At 71.1% G+C, this 18729-nt stretch carries 21 protein-coding genes; 13 read left to right on the plus strand and 8 right to left on the minus strand.

The features are described from left to right. Both OG210_RS09550 and OG210_RS09555 read left to right on the plus strand, forming a co-directional pair. A complete protein-coding gene (locus tag OG210_RS09550; protein WP_328330524.1) occupies positions 1–1464 on the plus strand; it encodes an aldehyde dehydrogenase family protein in 1464 nt (487 codons plus the stop codon). After that, complete coding sequence (locus tag OG210_RS09555) at positions 1464–2360, plus strand: aldehyde dehydrogenase family protein (RefSeq protein WP_328330522.1); 897 nt, start codon at positions 1464–1466, stop codon at positions 2358–2360. Before OG210_RS09550 ends, OG210_RS09555 begins: the two co-directional genes overlap by 1 nt. Before the next feature lie 83 nt (positions 2361–2443). Here the strand turns inward: OG210_RS09555 and OG210_RS09560 are convergent, their stop codons facing one another. Next, positions 2444–2824: a hypothetical protein gene (locus tag OG210_RS09560; protein WP_328330520.1), complete on the minus strand. Its 381-nt coding sequence runs from the start codon at positions 2822–2824 to the stop codon at positions 2444–2446. 141 nt (positions 2825–2965) lie between these two features. On the opposite strand from OG210_RS09560, the gene OG210_RS09565 reads away from it, so the two are divergent. Continuing rightward, positions 2966–3625, plus strand: coding sequence for a uridine kinase (locus OG210_RS09565; protein ID WP_371535783.1), 660 nt, complete (start codon positions 2966–2968; stop codon positions 3623–3625). 106 nt (positions 3626–3731) lie between these two features. Here the strand turns inward: OG210_RS09565 and OG210_RS09570 are convergent, their stop codons facing one another. Further along, positions 3732–4346, minus strand: a complete 615-nt coding sequence (locus OG210_RS09570) for an ATP-binding protein (protein WP_328330518.1) — start codon at positions 4344–4346, stop codon at positions 3732–3734. Positions 4347–4541: 195 nt separating this feature from the next. On the opposite strand from OG210_RS09570, the gene OG210_RS09575 reads away from it, so the two are divergent. Further along, complete coding sequence (locus OG210_RS09575; RefSeq protein ID WP_327295702.1) at positions 4542–4778, plus strand: DUF397 domain-containing protein; 237 nt, start codon at positions 4542–4544, stop codon at positions 4776–4778. Between the two features lie 101 nt (positions 4779–4879). Then, the gene (locus OG210_RS09580) at positions 4880–5791 is read left to right on the plus strand and encodes a helix-turn-helix transcriptional regulator (protein ID WP_328330516.1); all 912 of its coding nucleotides are present in this window, start codon (positions 4880–4882) and stop codon (positions 5789–5791) included. Between the two features lie 221 nt (positions 5792–6012). Here OG210_RS09580 and OG210_RS09585 read toward each other — a convergent pair whose 3' ends face one another. Next, positions 6013–6771, minus strand: coding sequence for a SigE family RNA polymerase sigma factor (locus OG210_RS09585; RefSeq protein ID WP_328330514.1), 759 nt, complete (start codon positions 6769–6771; stop codon positions 6013–6015). 329 nt (positions 6772–7100) lie between these two features. Here OG210_RS09585 and afsQ1 point away from each other — a divergent pair, with 329 nt between their 5' ends. From afsQ1 to OG210_RS09610, 5 genes are all read left to right on the plus strand, one after another. Further along, positions 7101–7778: a two-component system response regulator AfsQ1 gene (gene afsQ1 / locus OG210_RS09590; RefSeq protein WP_328330512.1), complete on the plus strand. Its 678-nt coding sequence runs from the start codon at positions 7101–7103 to the stop codon at positions 7776–7778. After that, positions 7775–9274 (plus strand): HAMP domain-containing sensor histidine kinase, encoded by a 1500-nt coding sequence (locus tag OG210_RS09595; protein WP_328330510.1) that lies wholly within the window; start codon positions 7775–7777, stop codon positions 9272–9274. The genes afsQ1 and OG210_RS09595 overlap by 4 nt, the downstream gene beginning before the upstream one ends. Beyond that, the gene (locus OG210_RS09600; RefSeq protein ID WP_328330508.1) at positions 9271–9882 is read left to right on the plus strand and encodes a hypothetical protein; all 612 of its coding nucleotides are present in this window, start codon (positions 9271–9273) and stop codon (positions 9880–9882) included. Before OG210_RS09595 ends, OG210_RS09600 begins: the two co-directional genes overlap by 4 nt. A 114-nt stretch (positions 9883–9996) precedes the next feature. After that, positions 9997–10545 (plus strand): VanZ family protein, encoded by a 549-nt coding sequence (locus tag OG210_RS09605; RefSeq protein WP_328330506.1) that lies wholly within the window; start codon positions 9997–9999, stop codon positions 10543–10545. Positions 10546–10636: 91 nt separating this feature from the next. Continuing rightward, on the plus strand, positions 10637–10840 hold the full coding sequence (locus OG210_RS09610; protein WP_328330504.1) for a PspC domain-containing protein: 204 nt from the start codon (positions 10637–10639) through the stop codon (positions 10838–10840). Positions 10841–10952: 112 nt separating this feature from the next. Here the strand turns inward: OG210_RS09610 and OG210_RS09615 are convergent, their stop codons facing one another. Then, the gene (locus OG210_RS09615) at positions 10953–11282 is read right to left on the minus strand and encodes an ATP-binding protein (RefSeq protein WP_328330502.1); all 330 of its coding nucleotides are present in this window, start codon (positions 11280–11282) and stop codon (positions 10953–10955) included. Positions 11283–11413: 131 nt separating this feature from the next. Further along, positions 11414–12568: an adenosine deaminase gene (locus OG210_RS09620; protein WP_371535790.1), complete on the minus strand. Its 1155-nt coding sequence runs from the start codon at positions 12566–12568 to the stop codon at positions 11414–11416. A 103-nt stretch (positions 12569–12671) separates the two neighbouring features. Between OG210_RS09620 and OG210_RS09625 the strand changes: the two genes are divergently transcribed. Continuing rightward, the gene (locus tag OG210_RS09625) at positions 12672–13433 is read left to right on the plus strand and encodes an alpha/beta hydrolase (RefSeq protein WP_328330498.1); all 762 of its coding nucleotides are present in this window, start codon (positions 12672–12674) and stop codon (positions 13431–13433) included. A gap of 77 nt (positions 13434–13510) precedes the next feature. Here the strand turns inward: OG210_RS09625 and OG210_RS09630 are convergent, their stop codons facing one another. Next, positions 13511–14482 (minus strand): LysR substrate-binding domain-containing protein, encoded by a 972-nt coding sequence (locus OG210_RS09630; RefSeq protein WP_328330496.1) that lies wholly within the window; start codon positions 14480–14482, stop codon positions 13511–13513. Between the two features lie 62 nt (positions 14483–14544). Between OG210_RS09630 and OG210_RS09635 the strand changes: the two genes are divergently transcribed. Further along, a complete protein-coding gene (locus tag OG210_RS09635; RefSeq protein ID WP_371535794.1) occupies positions 14545–15900 on the plus strand; it encodes an MFS transporter in 1356 nt (451 codons plus the stop codon). A gap of 77 nt (positions 15901–15977) precedes the next feature. After that, positions 15978–16955, plus strand: a complete 978-nt coding sequence (locus OG210_RS09640) for a sigma-70 family RNA polymerase sigma factor (RefSeq protein WP_371535796.1) — start codon at positions 15978–15980, stop codon at positions 16953–16955. Between the two features lie 112 nt (positions 16956–17067). Here OG210_RS09640 and OG210_RS09645 read toward each other — a convergent pair whose 3' ends face one another. After that, complete coding sequence (locus tag OG210_RS09645) at positions 17068–17397, minus strand: STAS domain-containing protein (protein ID WP_371535799.1); 330 nt, start codon at positions 17395–17397, stop codon at positions 17068–17070. 31 nt (positions 17398–17428) lie between these two features. Further along, positions 17429–18706 (minus strand): thymidine phosphorylase, encoded by a 1278-nt coding sequence (locus tag OG210_RS09650; protein ID WP_328330488.1) that lies wholly within the window; start codon positions 18704–18706, stop codon positions 17429–17431. Positions 18707–18729 lie beyond the last annotated feature (23 nt).

The raw sequence follows: 18729 nt of genomic DNA on the forward strand, positions 1-18729 counted from the left end.
ATGGCACTTTCATCCGCATTCGAGTACGCGCCGGCCCCCGAGTCGCGTTCGGTCGTCGACATCGCCCCGTCCTACGGGCTCTTCATCGACGGCGAGTTCACCGAGGCCGCCGACGGCAAGGTCTTCAAGACCGTCAGCCCCTCCACCGAGGAGGTCCTCTCGGAGGTCGCCCGCGCGGGCACCGCCGATGTGGACCGCGCCGTGCAGGCCGCCCGCAAGGCCTTCACGAAGTGGTCGGCGCTGCCCGGGTCCGAGCGCGCCAAGTACCTCTTCCGTATCGCCCGGATCATCCAGGAGCGCTCGCGTGAGCTGGCCGTCCTGGAGACCCTGGACAACGGCAAGCCGATCAAGGAGACCCGTGACGCGGACCTGCCGCTGGTCGCCGCGCACTTCTTCTACTACGCGGGCTGGGCCGACAAGCTCGACCACGCCGGGTTCGGACCGAACCCCCGGCCGCTGGGCGTCGCTGGCCAGGTCATCCCGTGGAACTTCCCGCTGCTGATGCTCGCCTGGAAGATCGCCCCGGCCCTCGCCACCGGTAACACCGTGGTGCTCAAACCGGCCGAGACCACCCCGCTGAGCGCGCTCTTCTTCGCGGACATCTGCCGTCAGGCGGGTCTGCCCAGGGGCGTCGTCAACATCCTTCCCGGGTACGGGGACGCGGGCGCCGCGCTGGTCGGGCACCCGGACGTCGACAAGGTGGCCTTCACCGGTTCCACCGCCGTCGGCAAGGCCATCGCCCGCTCCGTCGCGGGTACGGAGAAGAAGGTCACCCTGGAACTGGGCGGCAAGGGCGCCAACATCGTCTTCGACGACGCGCCCATCGACCAGGCCGTCGAGGGCATCGTCACCGGCATCTTCTTCAACCAGGGCCAGGTCTGCTGCGCGGGTTCGCGGCTGCTGGTCCAGGAGTCGGTGCAGGACGAGGTGCTGGACGCGCTGAAGCGGCGGCTCTCCACGCTGCGCCTGGGCGACCCGCTCGACAAGAACACCGACATCGGCGCGATCAACTCGGCCGAGCAGCTCGCGCGTATCCAGAAGCTCGCGGACACGGGCGAGGCGGAGGGCGCCGAGCGCTGGTCGCCCGCGTGCGAACTCCCCACGTCCGGCTACTGGTTCGCGCCGACGCTCTTCACCGGCGTCACCCAGGCACACACCGTCGCGCGCGACGAGATCTTCGGCCCGGTGCTCTCGGTGCTGTCGTTCCGTACGCCCGACGAGGCCGTCGCCAAGGCCAACAACACGCAGTACGGCCTGTCCGCCGGCATCTGGACGGAGAAGGGCTCGCGCATCCTCGCGGTCGCGAACAAGCTCCGGGCCGGTGTGGTGTGGGCCAACACGTTCAACAAGCTGGACCCGACCTCGCCCTTCGGCGGCTACAAGGAGTCGGGCTACGGCCGCGAGGGCGGCAGGCACGGCCTGGAGGCGTACCTCGCCCCGTCGAGCCCGGAGGGCAAGCGCTGATGAGCACCGAGCAGCAGAACCGGCTGAGCGTCTTCAAGACCTACAAGCTGTACGTCGGGGGCAAGTTCCCCCGCTCCGAAAGCGGGCGCGTGTACGAGGTGACCGACTCCAAGGGCAACTGGCTGGCCAACGCCCCGCAGTCCTCCCGCAAGGACGCGCGGGACGCGGTCGTCGCCGCGCGCAAGGCGTTCGGCGGCTGGTCGGGCGCGACCGCGTACAACAGGGGCCAGGTCCTCTACCGCGTGGCCGAGATGCTGGAGGGCCGCCGGGACCAGTTCGTACGCGAAGTGGCGGACGCCGACGGCATCTCCAAGGCGAAGGCCGGAGCCGTGGTGGACGCGGCGGTCGACCGCTGGGTCTGGTACGCGGGCTGGACCGACAAGATCGGTCAGATCGTGGGCGGGGCGAATCCGGTCGCGGGCCCGTTCTTCAACCTCTCGACCCCGGAGCCGACCGGAGTGGTCGCGGTCCTCGCCCCGCAGGACTCGTCGTTCCTGGGTCTGGTGTCGGTCGTCGCCCCGGTCATCGCGACCGGGAACACGGCGGTCGTCATCGCCTCCGCCGAGTCCCCGCTGCCCGCGCTCTCACTGGGCGAAGTGCTGGCGACGTCGGACCTCCCTGGCGGTGTGGTCAATGTGCTGTCCGGGAAGACGGCTGAGATCGCCGCGCCGCTCGCCGCGCACCAGGACGTCAACGCCATCGACCTGACGGGGGCGGACGCCGACCTGGCACGCGACCTGGAGATCGCCGCCGCTGACAACCTCAAGCGGGTACTGCGTCCACAGGCTGTGGATTTCGCGGCCACGCCCGGCACGGAACGGCTGACGGCGTTCCTGGAGACGAAGACGGTCTGGCACCCGACGGGCGCCCTGGGCGTGTCGGGCTCGTCGTACTGAGCCGGTAGTGCCGGAAGGCCCCCGCAGCCGCTGAACGTCCGGGTTCAGCGGCTGCGGGGGCCTCTGCGCAGGTGCGGCCGGGTTCAGCGGCCGGGCAGCAGGTCCTTGAGCGCACCGCCGCTGGTCAGCGGGGAGGTGAGCAGGGCCGTCGAGACGGGCTTGAAGTCGGCGACCTGGGTGCCGACGGCGTTGTCGAGCGGGTCGACCCCGGTCTTGGCCAGCGGGTCGAGCTGGAGGCTCGCCACCGGCGCGGTGGCGTAACCGACCGCACCGGTCAGGACCCGGACCGGCGACGGGCCGAGGCGGCCGAGGACCGCGGTGGGGCCGCCCGAGCCGGTGGCCGCGGGCGTGGCCGCCTGAGCGGCCGCACCGCCCATACCGAGTGCCGCACCGGCCACGGTGATGGTGAGGCCGACACGGAGCAGGGCGTTCCGCCGGGGTGAGGGCGCTGCATGTGATGCCATGGGATTCCTGACTCGCAGAGTAAGCAGATGAGCACAAAGAGTAGTTGCTGTGCGGCCTCCGAGCCAAAGACCGCAGCAGGACCGCAGCAACCTCACTCCTGGGAGTAGCCCCGGCCGCTGGATGCGGGAGAATGTTCTTCCGTGAGTTCCTCCCAGTCCATACCGCCGACCCGCGTCGTACTGCTCGCGGGCCCCTCCGGATCCGGCAAGTCGTCCCTCGCGGCGCGTTCGCGCCTGCCCGTGCTGCGCCTGGACGACTTCTACAAGGAGGCCGGCGACCCGACGCTGCCGCAGGTCCCCGGCAGCCCGGACATCGACTGGGACTCACCGCTGTCGTGGGACGCGGACGCGGCGGTCGCCGCGATCCAGGAGCTGTGCCGGACGGGACGTACGACCGTGCCCGTGTACGACATCTCCGCCAGCGCCCGCGTCGACCGCGAGGCCCTCGACATCGGCCCGGCACCCTTGTTCATCGCGGAGGGCATCTTCGCGGCGGACATCGTGCGTCGGTGCGAGGAGGCGGGCGTACTGGCGGACGCGCTCTGTCTGCGCGGGCGGCCTTCCACGACGTTCCGGCGACGGCTGATGCGGGATCTGCGCGAGGGGCGGAAGTCGGTGCCGTTCCTGCTGCGGCGGGGGTGGCGGCTGATGCGGGCCGAACGGGGCATCGTGGCACGGCAGTCGGGGCTGGGGGCGCACCCGTGCGACAAGCAGGAGGCACTGGTCCGCCTGGCGGCGGCCGGTGCGCCGGCCGGATCCCCGGGACCCGTCCGGCCGGCCAGGTCGGCCCGGCCGGTCTGAGCGCCCGCCCCACCGGCCGCACTCCGGCGTACCACCCATCGGGTTACGGCCGTTCGAACTGCGGACTCAACAGCCCCGGCAACGATGAGTCAACTCCTGGCCCCACCTACGCCGTTCGATGCACGCCGACCGGCCCGACGGCGGGCACCGGGCACCGGCCGACCGCCCGCTGACCGGCCGGTGAGGGGTCGATGCCGGACCCGGCAGGACACGAGACCGCGGCCCAGACCGCCTTCCCGTCGTTGTCGGGAGTGGTCCAGCCCCAGGTCTCACTGAGGCAGTCGATGATGTGCAGCCCTCGGCCCGACTGGGCCAGGAAGTCCGGTTCCTTGATCCGCGGGACGGCGGTGCTGGGGTCGCAGACCGCGAACAGCACGGTCCCGCGCCTGCGCAGCATCCCCAGCCAGACCGCCTGACCGGGCGCGGACCAGGCGGGAAGGGCCCCGAGTCCGTACCGCAGGGCGTTGCTGAGGAGTTCGGAGACGATCAGCGCCGCGTTGTCGACGAGCGGACTCAACGCCCAGGCGTGCAGCAGGGATCCGGTGAACCGGCGGCCCTCGCCGACGGCCTGACCCCCGGCCGGCAGCGCGCAGGCCGTGAAGCGGACGGACTCGGCGTCTGTCTCCTCGTGCCGGAACGCGTCGCACAGCGCACGGCCCAGCAGGCGGTGGACGGTAGGACCGGGTAAGGCGCCAGTCGGTCCGGTCGAGCGGGATGTCATCGCGATCTCCGAGGAGCAGCAGCCAGACGTCACGAGCGGGTTGATCGGCAGCCACTATCCCCCTCCGAGGGATGGTGCCGCAACTGCATCTGCAATTACAGTTCCGGCTGACGCAATTGCCACGGCAAGTGCAGCTGCAATTGCATCTGCATGATGCCTGGTCAGACGTGCGCACCACGACGAGGAGTGATCAATATGCGACAGATTGCGAACGGAACACGATCTGACTTGATCGACAACGCACTTTGGAAGAAGAGTCAGCACAGCGCCCCCGGAGGCAACTGCGTGGAGGTCGCCGCGCTCCCCGACGGCAGCGTCGCGATGCGCAACTCCCGTCATCCGCAGGGCCCCGCGCTGGTCTACACGCGTGCGGAGATCGCCGCTTTCATCGCCGGGGCCAAGGACGGCGAGTTCGACGCACTGTCCACCTGAGGCCTTCGGTAGCGGCGGACACCATCCTGCTGTACGCGCCCCGGGGGCGGATGGGAGACTGGCACTCTTCGTGTCCGTCCAGTCGCCTTACGGGAGTTGGCATGACCGCCATACAGCGGCCGAGCAGTGAACAGCTTTCTATAAGGCGGTACCTGGACCACCAGCACACCGGTCCGACCGCCCTGCGCATCCTGCTGGGGGCACGGCTGCGCCGGCTCCGGCAGGACCGCGGCGTCTCGCGCGTGGACGCGGGCAGAGCGATCCGGGCGTCGGACGCCAAGATCACCCGGCTCGAACGCGGCCAGGTCGGATTCAAACAGCGCGATGTCGTCGACCTGCTGACCCTGTACCGCGTACTGGACGAGGAATCCCGGGCCGACTACCTGGAGATGACCCGGCAGGCCAACCTGCCGGGGTGGTGGCACCGGTACAACGACGTGCTGGAGAACTGGTTCGAGCTGCATGTCGGCCTGGAGGAGGCCGCGTCCCTCATCCGCACCTACGAGGTCCAGTTCCTCCCCGGCCTGCTCCAGACACCCGAATACGCCCGGGTCATCACGCGCCTCGGCTACCCGAGCGCTCCCGAGTCCAAGGTGAACCGCCTGGTCGACCTCCGCATGGAGCGGCAGAAGCTGCTCACCAGGACGGAGGCGCCGACGCTGTGGACGGTCGTGGACGAAGCCGTCCTGCGCCGCCCGTTCGGCGGGCCCGATGTGATGCGCGGACAGCTCGAATATCTCCTCAAGGTGGCCGAACTGCCCAATGTCACCCTGCAGATCGCCCCGTTCAGCGTGGGCGCGATGGCGGCGGCGGGCACCCCCATCACCATCCTGCGGTTCGACGAACCGGATCTGCCGGACAAGGTCTACCTGGAGCAGCTGACCGGCGCGGTCTACCTCGACAAGCAGGAGGAGATCGACCAGTACTCGCTGATCATGGACCGCCTGGTCACCGTGGCGGACCCGCCGCAGGACGCCGCTCTCTTCATCAAGCGGCTTCTCGACCGGATGTAGGCCTCGCACGGACCACGCGCAGACCACGCGCAGACCGGACGTAGGCCACGCGCAGACCGGCCGCCGGACGAGGCGCGGACCGGACATGGGAAGAGGGCCGGACAGGCCCCCCCGGCCCGTCCAGCCCTCTTCCGTTTCCCCCGTGCTCCCCCGGGCCCCCGTGGCCCCGCCCCCATAACGCCCGCCGTCTCCCCCCGGGACAGCGGCCCTCCCCCGATCCCTCAGGCGACGAGTGCGCCGAAGGACTCCTGCTCGTCACGGCCGAAGCTGAGGACGTTGTCCTCACGCAGCCGGCGCAGGGAGCGCCAGATGCTGGACTTCACCGTGCCGACACTGATGTCGAGAATCTCCGCGATCTCGGGATCCGTACGGCCCTCGTAGTACCGCAGCACCAGCATCGTGCGCTGCGTCTCGGGCAGCCGGGCCAGCGCCTGCCAGAGCACCGCGCGCAGCTCGGTGCCGCGCATCGCGTCCGTGTCGCCCACCGTCTCCGGGAGCTGCTCGGTCGGGTACTCGTTGAGCTTGCGCCTGCGCCAGGCGCTGATGTGCAGGTTGGTCATGGTGCGGCGCAGATACCCGCCGACAGCCGCCTTGTCGCTGATCCGGTCCCAGGCGCGGTACGTCGAGAAGAGCGCGCTCTGGAGCAGGTCCTCGGCCTCGAAACGGTCGCCGGTCAGGTGGTAGGCGGTGGCGTACAGGGAGGCGCGGCGCTCCTGTACGTAGGCGGTGAATTCCGCCTCCGAAGCGGAGGACCGCTCCCCGGTGGTCTCCCCGGGCGCCGCCGCCTGGCTCGGCACGGCCGCCTTGGTGACCGCCGCGGGTGCGTCAACCACCGTCATGTACGCCGGGTACTGACGCCCGGTGCCACGAGAGCACCCCCGCCCTCCCGCGGCACCGGACTTCTCGGTGTTGCGTGCGGTCACCACGTCGTGGAGCCGCGTGATTACTGCGCCGGAGTTGATGCTGTGCAGTGTGTTCATCTCGCGCCCCCCGCCGTGGAGTCGTGCTTCGGTCTGTTGATGAAGAGCTTGCCTCCGCAGTTTCATAAGGGTGTCTGTCGACTGTCACAGGCGCGTCACAAGGGATGGGGCGTGAGGTGACGTGCGTGACAGCAGAGGTGACAGAGGCGGCATATCGGGGCCTGCGGGGCGCCGGAGGCGGGCTCTCGGCGGGTTCCGGGGCTGTGCCCCCGGGACCAGCGCCCGAATGTCTGCCACGCGGTGACAGAGCCCTCCACACAGAGTCACGGCAGCCACGTAACCACTGCCAGAGGTCGAACTCCCCTGTCCCATGGGCCAGAATGGCCCTCGTGCCTTTCCTGTTGCTGATTGAGGACGACGACGCCATCCGTACGGCTCTTGAGCTGTCTCTGTCACGCCAGGGGCACCGGGTGGCCACAGCCGCCACCGGCGAGGACGGTCTCCAGCTGCTGCGCGAACAGCGGCCCGATCTGATCGTGCTGGATGTGATGCTGCCCGGAATCGATGGTTTCGAGGTGTGCCGGCGGATCAGACGCACCGACCAACTGCCGATCATCCTGCTGACCGCGCGCAACGACGACATCGATGTGGTGGTCGGCCTCGAATCCGGCGCCGACGACTATGTGGTCAAGCCGGTGCAGGGGCGGGTGCTCGACGCCCGTATCCGTGCCGTACTGCGCCGCGGGGAGCGCGAGTCCACCGACTCCGCCGCCTTCGGCGGTCTCGTCATCGACCGTTCGGCGATGACCGTGACGAAGAACGGCGAAGACCTCCAGCTCACCCCGACCGAGCTCCGTCTGCTGCTCGAACTGAGCCGCAGGCCCGGGCAGGCGCTCTCCCGCCAGCAGCTGCTGCGGCTGGTCTGGGAGCACGACTACCTCGGCGACTCACGGCTGGTCGACGCCTGTGTGCAGCGGCTGCGCGCGAAGGTGGAGGACGTGCCGTCCTCGCCGACCCTGATCCGTACGGTCCGCGGCGTCGGCTACCGGCTGGACACGCCTCAGTGACTCGTCCGTTCTTCCACGGGCTGCGCCTCACGAGCCTGCGCCTGCGCCTCGTCGTCGTCTTCGCCCTGGTCGCGCTCACCGCCGCCGTCTCCGCCTCCGGCATCGCGTACTGGCTCAACCGCGAGGCGGTGCTGACCCGTACCCAGGACTCCGCGCTCAAGGACTTCCGGCAGGAGATGCAGAACCATGCCGCCTCGCTGCCGCTGCGGCCGACGCAGAACGAGCTGCAGAGCGCGGCGGTACGGATGGCCGGCTCCAGCAACCCCGGTTACAGCGTGCTGCTGGTCGGCGAGCGGGCCAAGGGCAAGCCCGTCATCGGCTACTCCGACCTGGACACCTTCACGCTCGCCGATGTGCCGCACCAGCTGCAGGAAGCGGTGGCCGGAAAGCAGAAGGTGGGCTCGGACGAGCACTCCACGTACCACCTCTTCTGGCAGCGCGTCACGCTGCGCGGGACGCCGTACCTGGTGAGCGGCGCGAGGATCATCGGGGGCGGGCCCACCGGCTACATGCTCACCTCGCTCGACCAGGAGCGGCAGGACCTCAGCTCCCTCGCCTGGTCGCTGGCCATCGCCACCGCGCTGGCCCTGATCGGCTCGGCGCTGCTCGCCCAGGCCGCGGCGACGACGGTGCTCCGGCCCGTGCAGCGGCTCGGCGAAGCGGCGCGGCGGCTCGGCGAGGGCAAGCTCGACACCCGGCTCAGGGTCTCGGGCACTGACGAGCTGGCCGAGCTGTCCAGGACGTTCAACAAGACGGCCGCGGCCCTGGAGGAGAAGGTCAGCAACATGAGCGAGCGGGAGGAGGCCAGCCGCCGCTTCGTCGCCGACATGTCGCACGAGCTGCGGACGCCGCTGACCGCGATCACCGCGGTCTCGGAGGTCCTGGAGGAGGAGGCGGACAGCCTCGATCCGATGATCGCGCCCGCCGTGGAGCTGGTGGTGAGCGAGACCCGCCGACTGAACACCCTGGTGGAGAATCTGATGGAGGTCACCCGCTTCGACGCGGGAACGGCCCGGCTGGTGCTCGACGACGTGGACATCGCCGACCAGATCACCGCGTGCATCGACGCGCGCGCCTGGCTCGACGCGGTGGAACTGGACGCGGACCGCGGCATCATGGTGCGCCTCGACCCGCGCCGTCTCGACGTGATCCTGGCGAACCTGATCGGGAACGCGCTGAAGCACGGCGGTTCGCCGGTCCGGGTCGCCGTACGGATCGACGGCGAGGAACTGGTCATCGCGGTGCAGGACCACGGCCCCGGCATCCCCGAGGACGTGCTCCCGCACGTCTTCGACCGCTTCTACAAGGCGAGCGCGTCCCGGCCCCGTTCCGAGGGCAGCGGGCTCGGCCTCTCCATCGCGATGGAGAACGCGCACATCCACGGCGGCGACATCACCGCGTCGAACTCGGCGGACGGCGGCGCGGTCTTCGAACTGCGGCTGCCGCGCGAGCCTGTTGATCCTGACCGCGACGCCCAGGAAGGCGGCGGCGCATGAGGGCCGCACGACCGAAACGCGCACCGATACTGATGGGCCTGGCCGCGCTGTGCGCGCTGACGGCCGGGTGCGGTATCCGGGACACCTCCGTCCCGGTGGACGCCGGCGCCGCGCCGTCGCGGGTGCCGTGCGACCTCCCCGCGGACGGTGGCGGGTCCCCCGCGCCCCAGGGCATCCCGGTCCGGGTCTACCTGGTCTGCGGCAGCCGGCTGGTCCCCGTCGACCGCACGGTGCAGATAGCGGAGGGCCGCACCCTCTCGGACGGTCTGCGGGTCGCGGAGAAGCTCCTCGACGAGCTGCGCGAGAAGCCCAGTGTGTCCGAGAAGGAGGCCGGGTTCAGCACGGACGTGCAGGAGTCCCTCTCCGTGAGCCAGGGACGCAGGAGCGACCCCGCGGGTGCGCTGCGGCTGAGCCGCGACCCGGCGGACCTGCCCGCCAACGCGCTGGCCCAGATCGTCTGTACGTACGCGGAGAGCGCGGCGGCGGAGACGGACGGCTCGGTGGTGCTCGGCGGCCCGGGCGGGGATCCGCCGCGTGCGTACGCCTGCACCCCGCAGCTGAAGACCCGGCCGGACGCCGCCCCGGAGCTGGGCGACGTACGGCGGTAGTGCCGCGTTGCCATTGCTTCCTCCCGGACAGGTGGGAACCCCGTGGGGATTCGGTGACGGCACGGTGACAAAGTCAGCGGAACCGATCCCGCCGGTAGCCGCGTCTTGTGGGGTGTGCGTCAAGGTACGGGCGGTCGTTCCGTCATCCGTTTTCGTGTCGTGGGGGTCGTCCTCCTCGCCGCGCATCTCCTGATTGTCGGCTGGCTGACCCTGCGCCCGCTGGACGTGATGTGGGTGACCGCTTCGAACTTCACGCCGCTCGCCGGCATCAGAGCGGATCTGGCCCTGGGTGCCCTGGAGGCGACCCGCAGGATCGGCGAGGCACTGCTGCTGCTCGCCCCGCTGGGGGTGCTGCTGCCGCTGGCCGGCGGCCGGCTGCGGGTGTCGCCCTGGGCGTCGCTGGCCCGTACGGTCGCGGCGGGCGCGCTGATCTCGCTGGCCATCGAGCTGCTGCAGACCGGAGTGCCGGGCCAGGTGGTCGATGTGGACTCGCTGCTGCTCAACACGGTGGGGGTCGCGGTGGCGCACGTACTCGTGGTGCCCGCCGTCCGGTGCCGGCTGCGGCGCGGGCGGACGGAGCGCCCGGAACGGGCCGCCGTTCTTCCGGACGAGGCCCCTCAGGGAGTTACCCCGACGATTCCCAGGGTCGGGATCGCCCCGTAGAGCGATGCTCCGGTCCGCCACCGCGCGTCATGATGGATGTACAGGGAGCGCGACGGAGCCGCTCCCGTAACGCTTCGCGAAGGAGCCCCACATGTCTGCCGCACTTGCCCGCCCCCGTGAAGGCCGTGTCCTCGGCGGAGTGTGCGCGGCGCTGGCTCGGCGCTTCGGCACATCCGCGACCACCATGCGCGTGATCTTCGTCGTCTCCTGTCTGCTGCCGGGGCCGCAGTTCCTGCTGTATCTGGCGCTGTGGATCCTGCTGCCCGGCGAGAAGTCGCCGTCCGCGGCCTGGTAGTCCGGAACCCGCCTGACCTGACAGAACGGGACCCGTACACGACCGACGGGGCGCACACCCTGGGGATGGGTGCGCGCCCCGTCCTCGGCTGTGCCGGAGGCCGGCCCGGCGGTCAGTGGCCGATGCTGCTCACGGCGTCCGTCACGGTCCCGGTCGGCAGGCCGCCGAGGAGGCCCTTGTTGCCCTGGGCCCCGCTGCCGCCCTGGAGCGCCCGCTTCGCACCGCCGACCGCGTGCTGCCCGGACTGCACGGAGTTCCCCTTGCCGGCCGGAATCTTCGACGTGACCTTGTCCAGCGGGAGCGTGCTGGTGACCGTACCCAGCGTGCCCGTCACGTCCGGCGTGACCGGCACGATGGCCGCGGAGGCGGAACCGGCGGCGGCCGCGGCGAAAGCGGCACCGAGAACGGCGGCACCAAGGGTCTTGGCAGCAGACTGCTTCATGAGGAAAACGTCCTTGCGAGGGAAGGGAGGGGAATTGAGCGGCTACGCAAGGTAGCCAGCCCGGCCCGTCCCCCGCAAACGCGGCGAAGCGGCCGGAAAAGCCGCTCCCGGCCGCCCGTTCGACGGTATGGTCAGCGCGCCCCGGACGCGGAACCACTGGTCACAGCGGTCTGACGGAACAGCCACTCGGCCTTGAGTTCCGCGTATCCGGGCTTGATGACGTCGTTGATCATGGCAAGGCGTTCATCGAAAGGAATGAATGCGGATTTCATCGCATTGACTGTGAACCACTGCATGTCGTCGAGCGTGTAGCCGAACGCGTCGACCAGGTGCTCGAATTCACGGGTCATGGTGGTGCCCGACATCAAGCGGTTGTCCGTGTTGACGGTGGTCCGGAAGTGCAGCCTCCGCAGCAGGCCGATGGGGTGCCGGTCGTACGAGTCGGCTGCGCCGGTCTGCAGGTTCGACGTGGGGCACATCTCCAGCGGGATCCGCTTGTCCCGTACGTACGAGGCGAGCCGCCCCAGCTTCACGGTGCCGTCGTCGGCGACCTCGATGTCGTCGATGATCCGCACCCCGTGCCCGAGCCGGTCCGCGCCGCACCACTGGAGTGCCTGCCAGATCGACGGCAGGCCGAATGCCTCACCCGCGTGGATGGTGAAGTGGTTGTTCTCCCGCTTCAGGTACTCGAACGCGTCCAGGTGGCGAGTGGGAGGGAAGCCGGCCTCGGCGCCCGCGATGTCGAAGCCGACGACGCCCAGATCCCGGTAGCGGTTGGCGAGTTCGGCGATCTCCAGGGCCCGGGCCGCGTGCCGCATCGCGGTGAGCAGGGCACCGACCCGGATCCGGTTGCCGTTCTCCCTGGCCAGCCGCTCGCCCTCGCGGAACCCCTCGTTCACGGCCTCCACGACCCCTTCAAGGGTGAGACCGCCCTCCAGGTGCTGCTCGGGGGCGTACCGGATCTCGGCGTACACGACGCCGTCCTTGGCGAGGTCCTCGGCGCACTCGGCGGCGACGCGCACCAGTGCCTCGCGGGTCTGCATGACGGCGCAGGTGTGCGCGAAGGTCTCCAGATAGCGTTCCAGCGAACCGGAGTCGGCGGCTTCGCGGAACCAGACGCCGAGCTTGTCGGCGTCCGTCTCGGGGAGAGCCGTGTACCCGGTCGCGTGGGCGAGCTCGATGATCGTGCCGGGGCGCAGGCCCCCGTCGAGGTGATCGTGGAGGAGCACCTTCGGAGCTCGGGCGATCTGGTCCGTGGTGGGCGATTGCATGGTCTGGCTCGTCATCTGGGCACTTTAGCCCCTACGCGCGTAGAACGCGCCCGGTCGATATGTAACAGTGACCGTTCGGAAGGGTGGAGTACACCTCCGCTTCTGAGACTGTTCCGTTATGGCACAGCAAGCACCAGCCCCGCCGGAAGCCAGGCTGGGACGGGCAGTTGGGGCAGGCGGGACACAGTCCGCGGTCAGCGGTGTGGTCCTGCTGCTCCCCGACGGCGACCCGGTCTCCCGGCGCCGCTCCTCCCCCCTGCCGTACGCGTCACTGCGCCCGCCGGCCCGCACGCTGGCCCGCGCGGGCCGGGGCGACGGGCTCGCGGCCCACGTCGTCCGCTACCGCTTCCGCGGCTGGAACGGCACGGACGCACACCTCGCCGAGGACGCGTCCTGGGCGGTGGACGAGGCGCTGCGGCGGTACGGCGACGTCCCGGTCTGCCTGGCGGGCCACGGCATGGGCGGCCGCGCCGCGCTGCACGCCGCGGGCCACCACGCGGTCACCTCGGTCCTGGCGGTCGCCCCGTGGCTGCCCGACGACGACGTGGCCGCCGAGCCCGAACCGGTGAAGCAGCTGGTGGGCCGCCAGGTCCTCATCGTGCACGGCACCACGGACGCCCGCTCCGACCCCGAACTCTCCTACCGGCTCGCGGAACGCGCCAAGAAGACCAACCGCGACACCTGCCGCTTCGAAGTCCACTCCGACGGGCACTCCCTGCGCCAGCACCGGTCCGAAGTGGTGGCGCTGGCCTCGGACTTCGTACGGGGGGCGCTGTTCTCGCACGCGTACGCGCGGCCGGTGGTGGACGCGTTCGCGGCGCCGCCGCCGCTGGGGCTGCGGATGCCGCTGGCCGCGGGGTTCGGCCGGACACTCCAGTAGCGGACGGGCGGGGGCGGCGGGGGCCGCGGCGTGGCCCGCCGCCGGAGCAGCGGCGGGGGCCGCGGCATGGCCCGCCGTTACTCCGGCAGCAGCCGCCCCCGCCGCGCCAGCAGGAACTGCTTGAACGCCGCCACCGGGGCCGTGTCCGGATGTCCGTCCAGCCACGCCACCCCGATCTCCCGCACCGCCCGCGGCGCGGTCACCGCCAGCTCCACCACCCCCGGCCTGGCCACCGCGGGCGGTGGCAGCAGCGCCACCCCGAGCCCCGCGGCGACCAGCCCGCGCAGCGTCTCCGCCTCCTCGCCCTCGAAGGCGATCCGCGGGGTGAACCCGGCCTCGGCGCACAGGTCGTCGGTGATGCGGCGCAGCCCGTACCCCGGCTCCAGCGTCACGAAGGCCTCGTCGGCGGCCTCGGCGAGCCTGACCCGTCTGCGGCCGGCGAGCCGGTGGTCGTCCGGCACCACGAGCCGCAGCCGCTGCTCGTCCAGGCGCCGGGCGACCAGATCGGGCGCGTCCGGCACCGGGGAGGTCAGACAGAGGTCGAGCTCCCCGGCGCGCAGCCGTTTGATCATCGCCTCGCCGTAGTTCTGGACGAGCTGGAACCGCACCTTCGGGTGGTCGGCCCGAAAGGCGCGGATCAGGCCGGGCACCGTCTCGGGGCCCAGGGTGTGCAGGAAGCCGAAGGTGATCCGGCCGGATTCGGGGTCGGCGTCCGCCCGTACGGAGTCCGCGGCCCGGGTGACCTCGGTGAGCGCCCGCTCCACGGTCGGCAGGAAGGTCCGGCCCGCGGGCGTCAGCGAGACGGAGCGGCCCCTGCGGGCGAACAGCGCCACGCCCAGGTCCGCTTCGAGCCTGACCATCGCGCGCGACAGCGTGGACTGCGGCACCGACAACTCCTGTGCGGCCCGGGTGACATGCTCGTGGCGCGCGACCGCCTCGAAGTACGCCAGCCGGGGTGCGAGCAGGAGCTGGATGTCCTCTTCGTAGCTGATGTCTTCTTCGTAACTACTGCGTGACAGTCGTGGCTGTGAGCTGTGCTGATGCGCCATGGGAACGATTATGGCGAGTCCGTGCATTGGACGCATTAAAAACCCGGACCTACGTTCGGGGTATGCCTCCTGCCAGTACCGGGGCACTCACCACCGTGAGTGCCCCCGCCGCGCCGTCCCAGCCCGAGCAGCTCACCCCCGGCCGCCCCGGCTACCGCCGCATGAGCTTCGCGCTCTTCGCCGCCGGCATGGCGACCTTCGCCCTCCTCTACTCGACCCAGGCCCTGCTGCCCGCGATCAGCTCCGGCCTCGGGGCCACCGCCGCCCAGGCCAGCTGGACGGTCTCGGCGGCGACCGGCGGACTCGCCGTGTTCGTGGTGCCGTTGAGCGCGCTGTCCGAGCGGTTCGGGCGGCGGACCATGATGACGGCGTCCCTCTCGGTCGCCGTGGCCATCGGTCTGCTGGTGCCCTTCGTGCCGGACGTGAGCTCGCTGATCGTGCTGCGCGCGGTACAGGGCGCCGCCATCGCCGGGCTCCCGGCATCGGCGATGGCCTTCCTCGCCGAGGAGGTACGGCCCAAGGCGCTGGTCGCCGCGATCGGGCTGTTCGTCGCCGGGAACTCCATCGGCGGCATGAGCGGACGCATCCTGGCCGGCTGGGCCGCCCAGGCCTGGGGCTGGCGCGCGGCGCTCGGCGCGATCGGGCTGATGTCGGTCATCTGCGCGGTCGTCTTCCGGCTGATGCTCCCCCGGGCCCGGAACTTCACCGCGGTGCCGCTCGACCCGCGCGCCCTGGGCCGCACCGTCGCCACCCACCTCGGCGACCCGCTGCTGCGCAGGCTGTACGCGATCGGCGCGCTCTTCATGACGGTCTTCGGCGCCGTCTACACGGTGATCGGCTACCGGCTGGTGGGCGCCCCGTTCAACCTGCCGCAGGGGCTGGTCGGCTCGGTCTTCCTGGTCTATCTCGTCGGTACGGTCTCCTCCGCGACGGCCGGCCGGCTCGTCGGCCGGCTGGGCCGCCGGGGCGCGCTCTACCTCGCGGTGTCGACGACCGCCGCGGGGCTGCTCCTCACGCTGTCCGACTCGATCGGCGCCGTGCTCCTGGGCCTCGTCCTGATCACCGCCGGGTTCTTCGCCGGGCACGCCGTGGCGTCCTCGTCGGTGAGCCGTACGGCGAGGACGGGCCGCGCCCAGGCGTCGGCGCTGTACCAGGCGTCGTATTACCTGGGCAGCAGCGCGGGCGGCGTGCTCGGAGCTGCCGCCTTCCACGCCGGGGGCTGGGCGGGCACGGTGGCGCTGGGTCTGCTGGCGGTGGCCGGCGTCCTGGCGATCACGCTGTACGGATCGCACAGCGCGCGGGCGGCCGCGCGGCGGACACCGGGGGCGGGCTCACCGGTCGGGGGCTCACCCGTGGTGGGTACACCGGTTGCGGGCTCACCGGTTGCGGATTCCCTGAAAAGGTGGTCCGTGCGCTGATCCGCATGCTGTTGTCAGTGGCCCCCTGTAGTTTCGGAATCGCTGGTGCGATCGGGAATCGAGCAGGGGGCACCCTTATGAGCGACCTCGCGACAACGGACATCGACGCGCGTCTGGAGGAGCACAGGACGGAGCTCGCCGGTTACTGCTACCGGATGCTCGGTTCGTCCTTCGAGGCGGAGGACGCCGTACAGGACACGATGGTCCGCGCCTGGCGGAGCTTCGACCGGTTCGAGGGCCGTTCGTCGCTGCGCTCGTGGCTCTACCGGATCGCTACCAACGTCTGTCTGGACATGCTGAACGCGGGCAACAAGCGGGCCCGCCCGATGGATCTCAACGATCCCACCCCGGTCGCCCAGGCCGCGCTCAACGCACAGCCCGAGGCGACCTGGCTGGAGCCCGTGCCGGACGGCCGGGTACTGCCGTCCCTGGTGGACCCGGCGGAGAAGGCGGTCGAGCGGGAGACGATCCGGCTCGCCTTCGTCGCCGCTCTCCAGCATCTGCCGCCCAAGCAGCGGGCTGTGCTGATCCTCCGCGAAGTGCTCGCCTGGAAGGCGAGCGAGGTCGCCGAGCTGCTGGAGACCACGGTCGCATCGGTCAACAGCGCGCTGCAGCGGGCCCGTTCGACCCTCGCCGAGTGCGCACCGGCCGCGACCGACGCGGCAGACCCCCTGGACAAGGAGCAGCAGAAACTGCTCGCCCGCTATGTCGCGGCCTTCGAGGGGTACGACATGGAGGCGCTGACCGCGCTCCTCCACGAGGACGCCACGCTCTCCATGCCCCCGTACGACCTGTGGCTGCGCGGCCACGACGACATCGTCGGCTGGATGCTGGGCGTCGGCTCGGTCTGCCGCGGCTCACGGCTCGTCCCGACGGTGGCCAACGGCACCCCGGCCTTCGCCCACTACCACCCGAGCGAGTCGGGCAAGGGGTTCGACCCCTGGGCGCTCATGGTCATCGAGATCACGGACGGCCGGATCGCCGGGATCACCTCGTTCCTGGACACCGAACGCTGGTTCCCGCTCTTCGATCTGCCCAAGCGCCTGGAGGAGTAGCGCCGGCTGTTGCCGGGGGCTGCGGCGCGGCAGCACCCGCGGCTGCGGCTGCGGCTGCGGCTGCGGCTGCGGCTGCGGCTGCGGGAGCACCCGCGGCTGCGGGAGATCACAGCTACGGCGGCTCCGCGAGGCCGGTCAGGACCAGCAGCTCGGTCAGCTCGGGCGCCGCGTTGCGGAGCCGTATCCGGCTGCCGTACCGCAGAGCGGTGAGGCGGAGCCCCGCGACCGCTTCCACAGCGGCCAGGCCGGGGCGGACGAGGCCGCCCACGTCGCAGTCGACCGCGGCCGGCGCCCGCCCGGACGCCCCGGCGCTGTGCAGCAGCCGCCGCAGCTCCTCGCACAGGCGCGGGACATCGGCCCGGCCGACCGGGCCGGTGACGACAAGGACGAGCGGCTCGGTGACATCCACATCAGGAAGACCGGCGCGGCGCCCGGAACTCATCGCCGCTGCCGGTCCCCACCGGTCCGGACGGTCAGGCGATGCGGTCCAGCACGATCGGGTTCGCGGTGAACGCGGTGCCCGCCGGGGCGATGTCGTACGCGGCGGGCAGCGACTCCAGCGCGTACGCGAACTTCTCCGGGGTGTCCGTGTGCAGGGTCAGCAGCGGCTGGCCCTCGGTCACCGTGTCACCGGGCTTGGCGTGCAGTTCGACGCCGGCGCCCGCCTGCACCGGGTCCTCCTTGCGGGCGCGGCCCGCACCGAGACGCCAGGCGGCGACCCCGATGTCGTACGCGTCGAGCCGGGTCAGCACCCCGCTCGACGGGGCGGTGACGACGTGCTGCTCGCGGGCGACCGGCAGCGCCGCGTCCGGGTCGCCGCCCTGCGCGGCGATCATCCGGCGCCAGTGGTCCATCGCGGAGCCGTCGGCGAGCGCCTTCGCCGGGTCGGCGTCCTTCAGCCCGGCCGCGTCCAGCATCTCGCGGGCCAGCGCGAGGGTCAGCTCCACGACGTCCGCGGGGCCGCCGCCGGCGAGGACCTCGACGGACTCGCGTACTTCGAGGGCGTTGCCCGCGGTCAGGCCGAGCGGGGTCGCCATGTCGGTGAGCAGCGCGACCGTACGGACACCGTGGTCGGTACCGAGACCGACCATCGTCGACGCGAGTTCGCGGGCGTCGTCCAGGTTCTTCATGAAGGCGCCCGAGCCGACCTTGACGTCCAGGACGAGCGACCCGGTGCCCTCGGCGATCTTCTTGGACATGATCGAGGAGGCGATCAGCGGAATCGCCTCGACGGTGCCGGTGACGTCGCGCAGCGCGTACAGCTTCTTGTCCGCGGGGGCCAGACCGTCGCCCGCCGCGCAGATGACCGCGCCGACCGAGTCCAGCACGTCCATCATCTCGGCGTTGGAGAGCAGCGCGCGCCAGCCGGGGACGGACTCCAGCTTGTCGAGGGTGCCACCGGTGTGACCGAGCCCGCGGCCGGAGAGCTGCGGTACGACGGCCCCGCACGCGGCGACCAGCGGAGCGAGCGGCAGCGTGATCTTGTCGCCGACACCACCGGTGGAGTGCTTGTCGGCGGTCGGCCGGGACAGCGCCGAGAAGTCCATCCGCTCGCCGGAGTTGATCATCGCGGCGGTCCAGCGGGCGATCTCGGTACGGTTCATGCCGTTGAGCAGGATCGCCATCGCCAGCGCCGACATCTGCTCGTCGGCGACCGCGCCGCGGGTGTACGCGTCGATCACCCAGTCGATCTGCTCGGGGCTCAGCTCGCCCCGGTCCCGCTTGGTGCGGATGACAGAGATGACGTCCATGGAGTTGGCGTTCCTTCCGGCGA

The sequence above is a fragment of the Streptomyces sp. NBC_00466 genome (assembly GCF_041433995.1).
Taxonomy (GTDB): domain Bacteria; phylum Actinomycetota; class Actinomycetes; order Streptomycetales; family Streptomycetaceae; genus Streptomyces.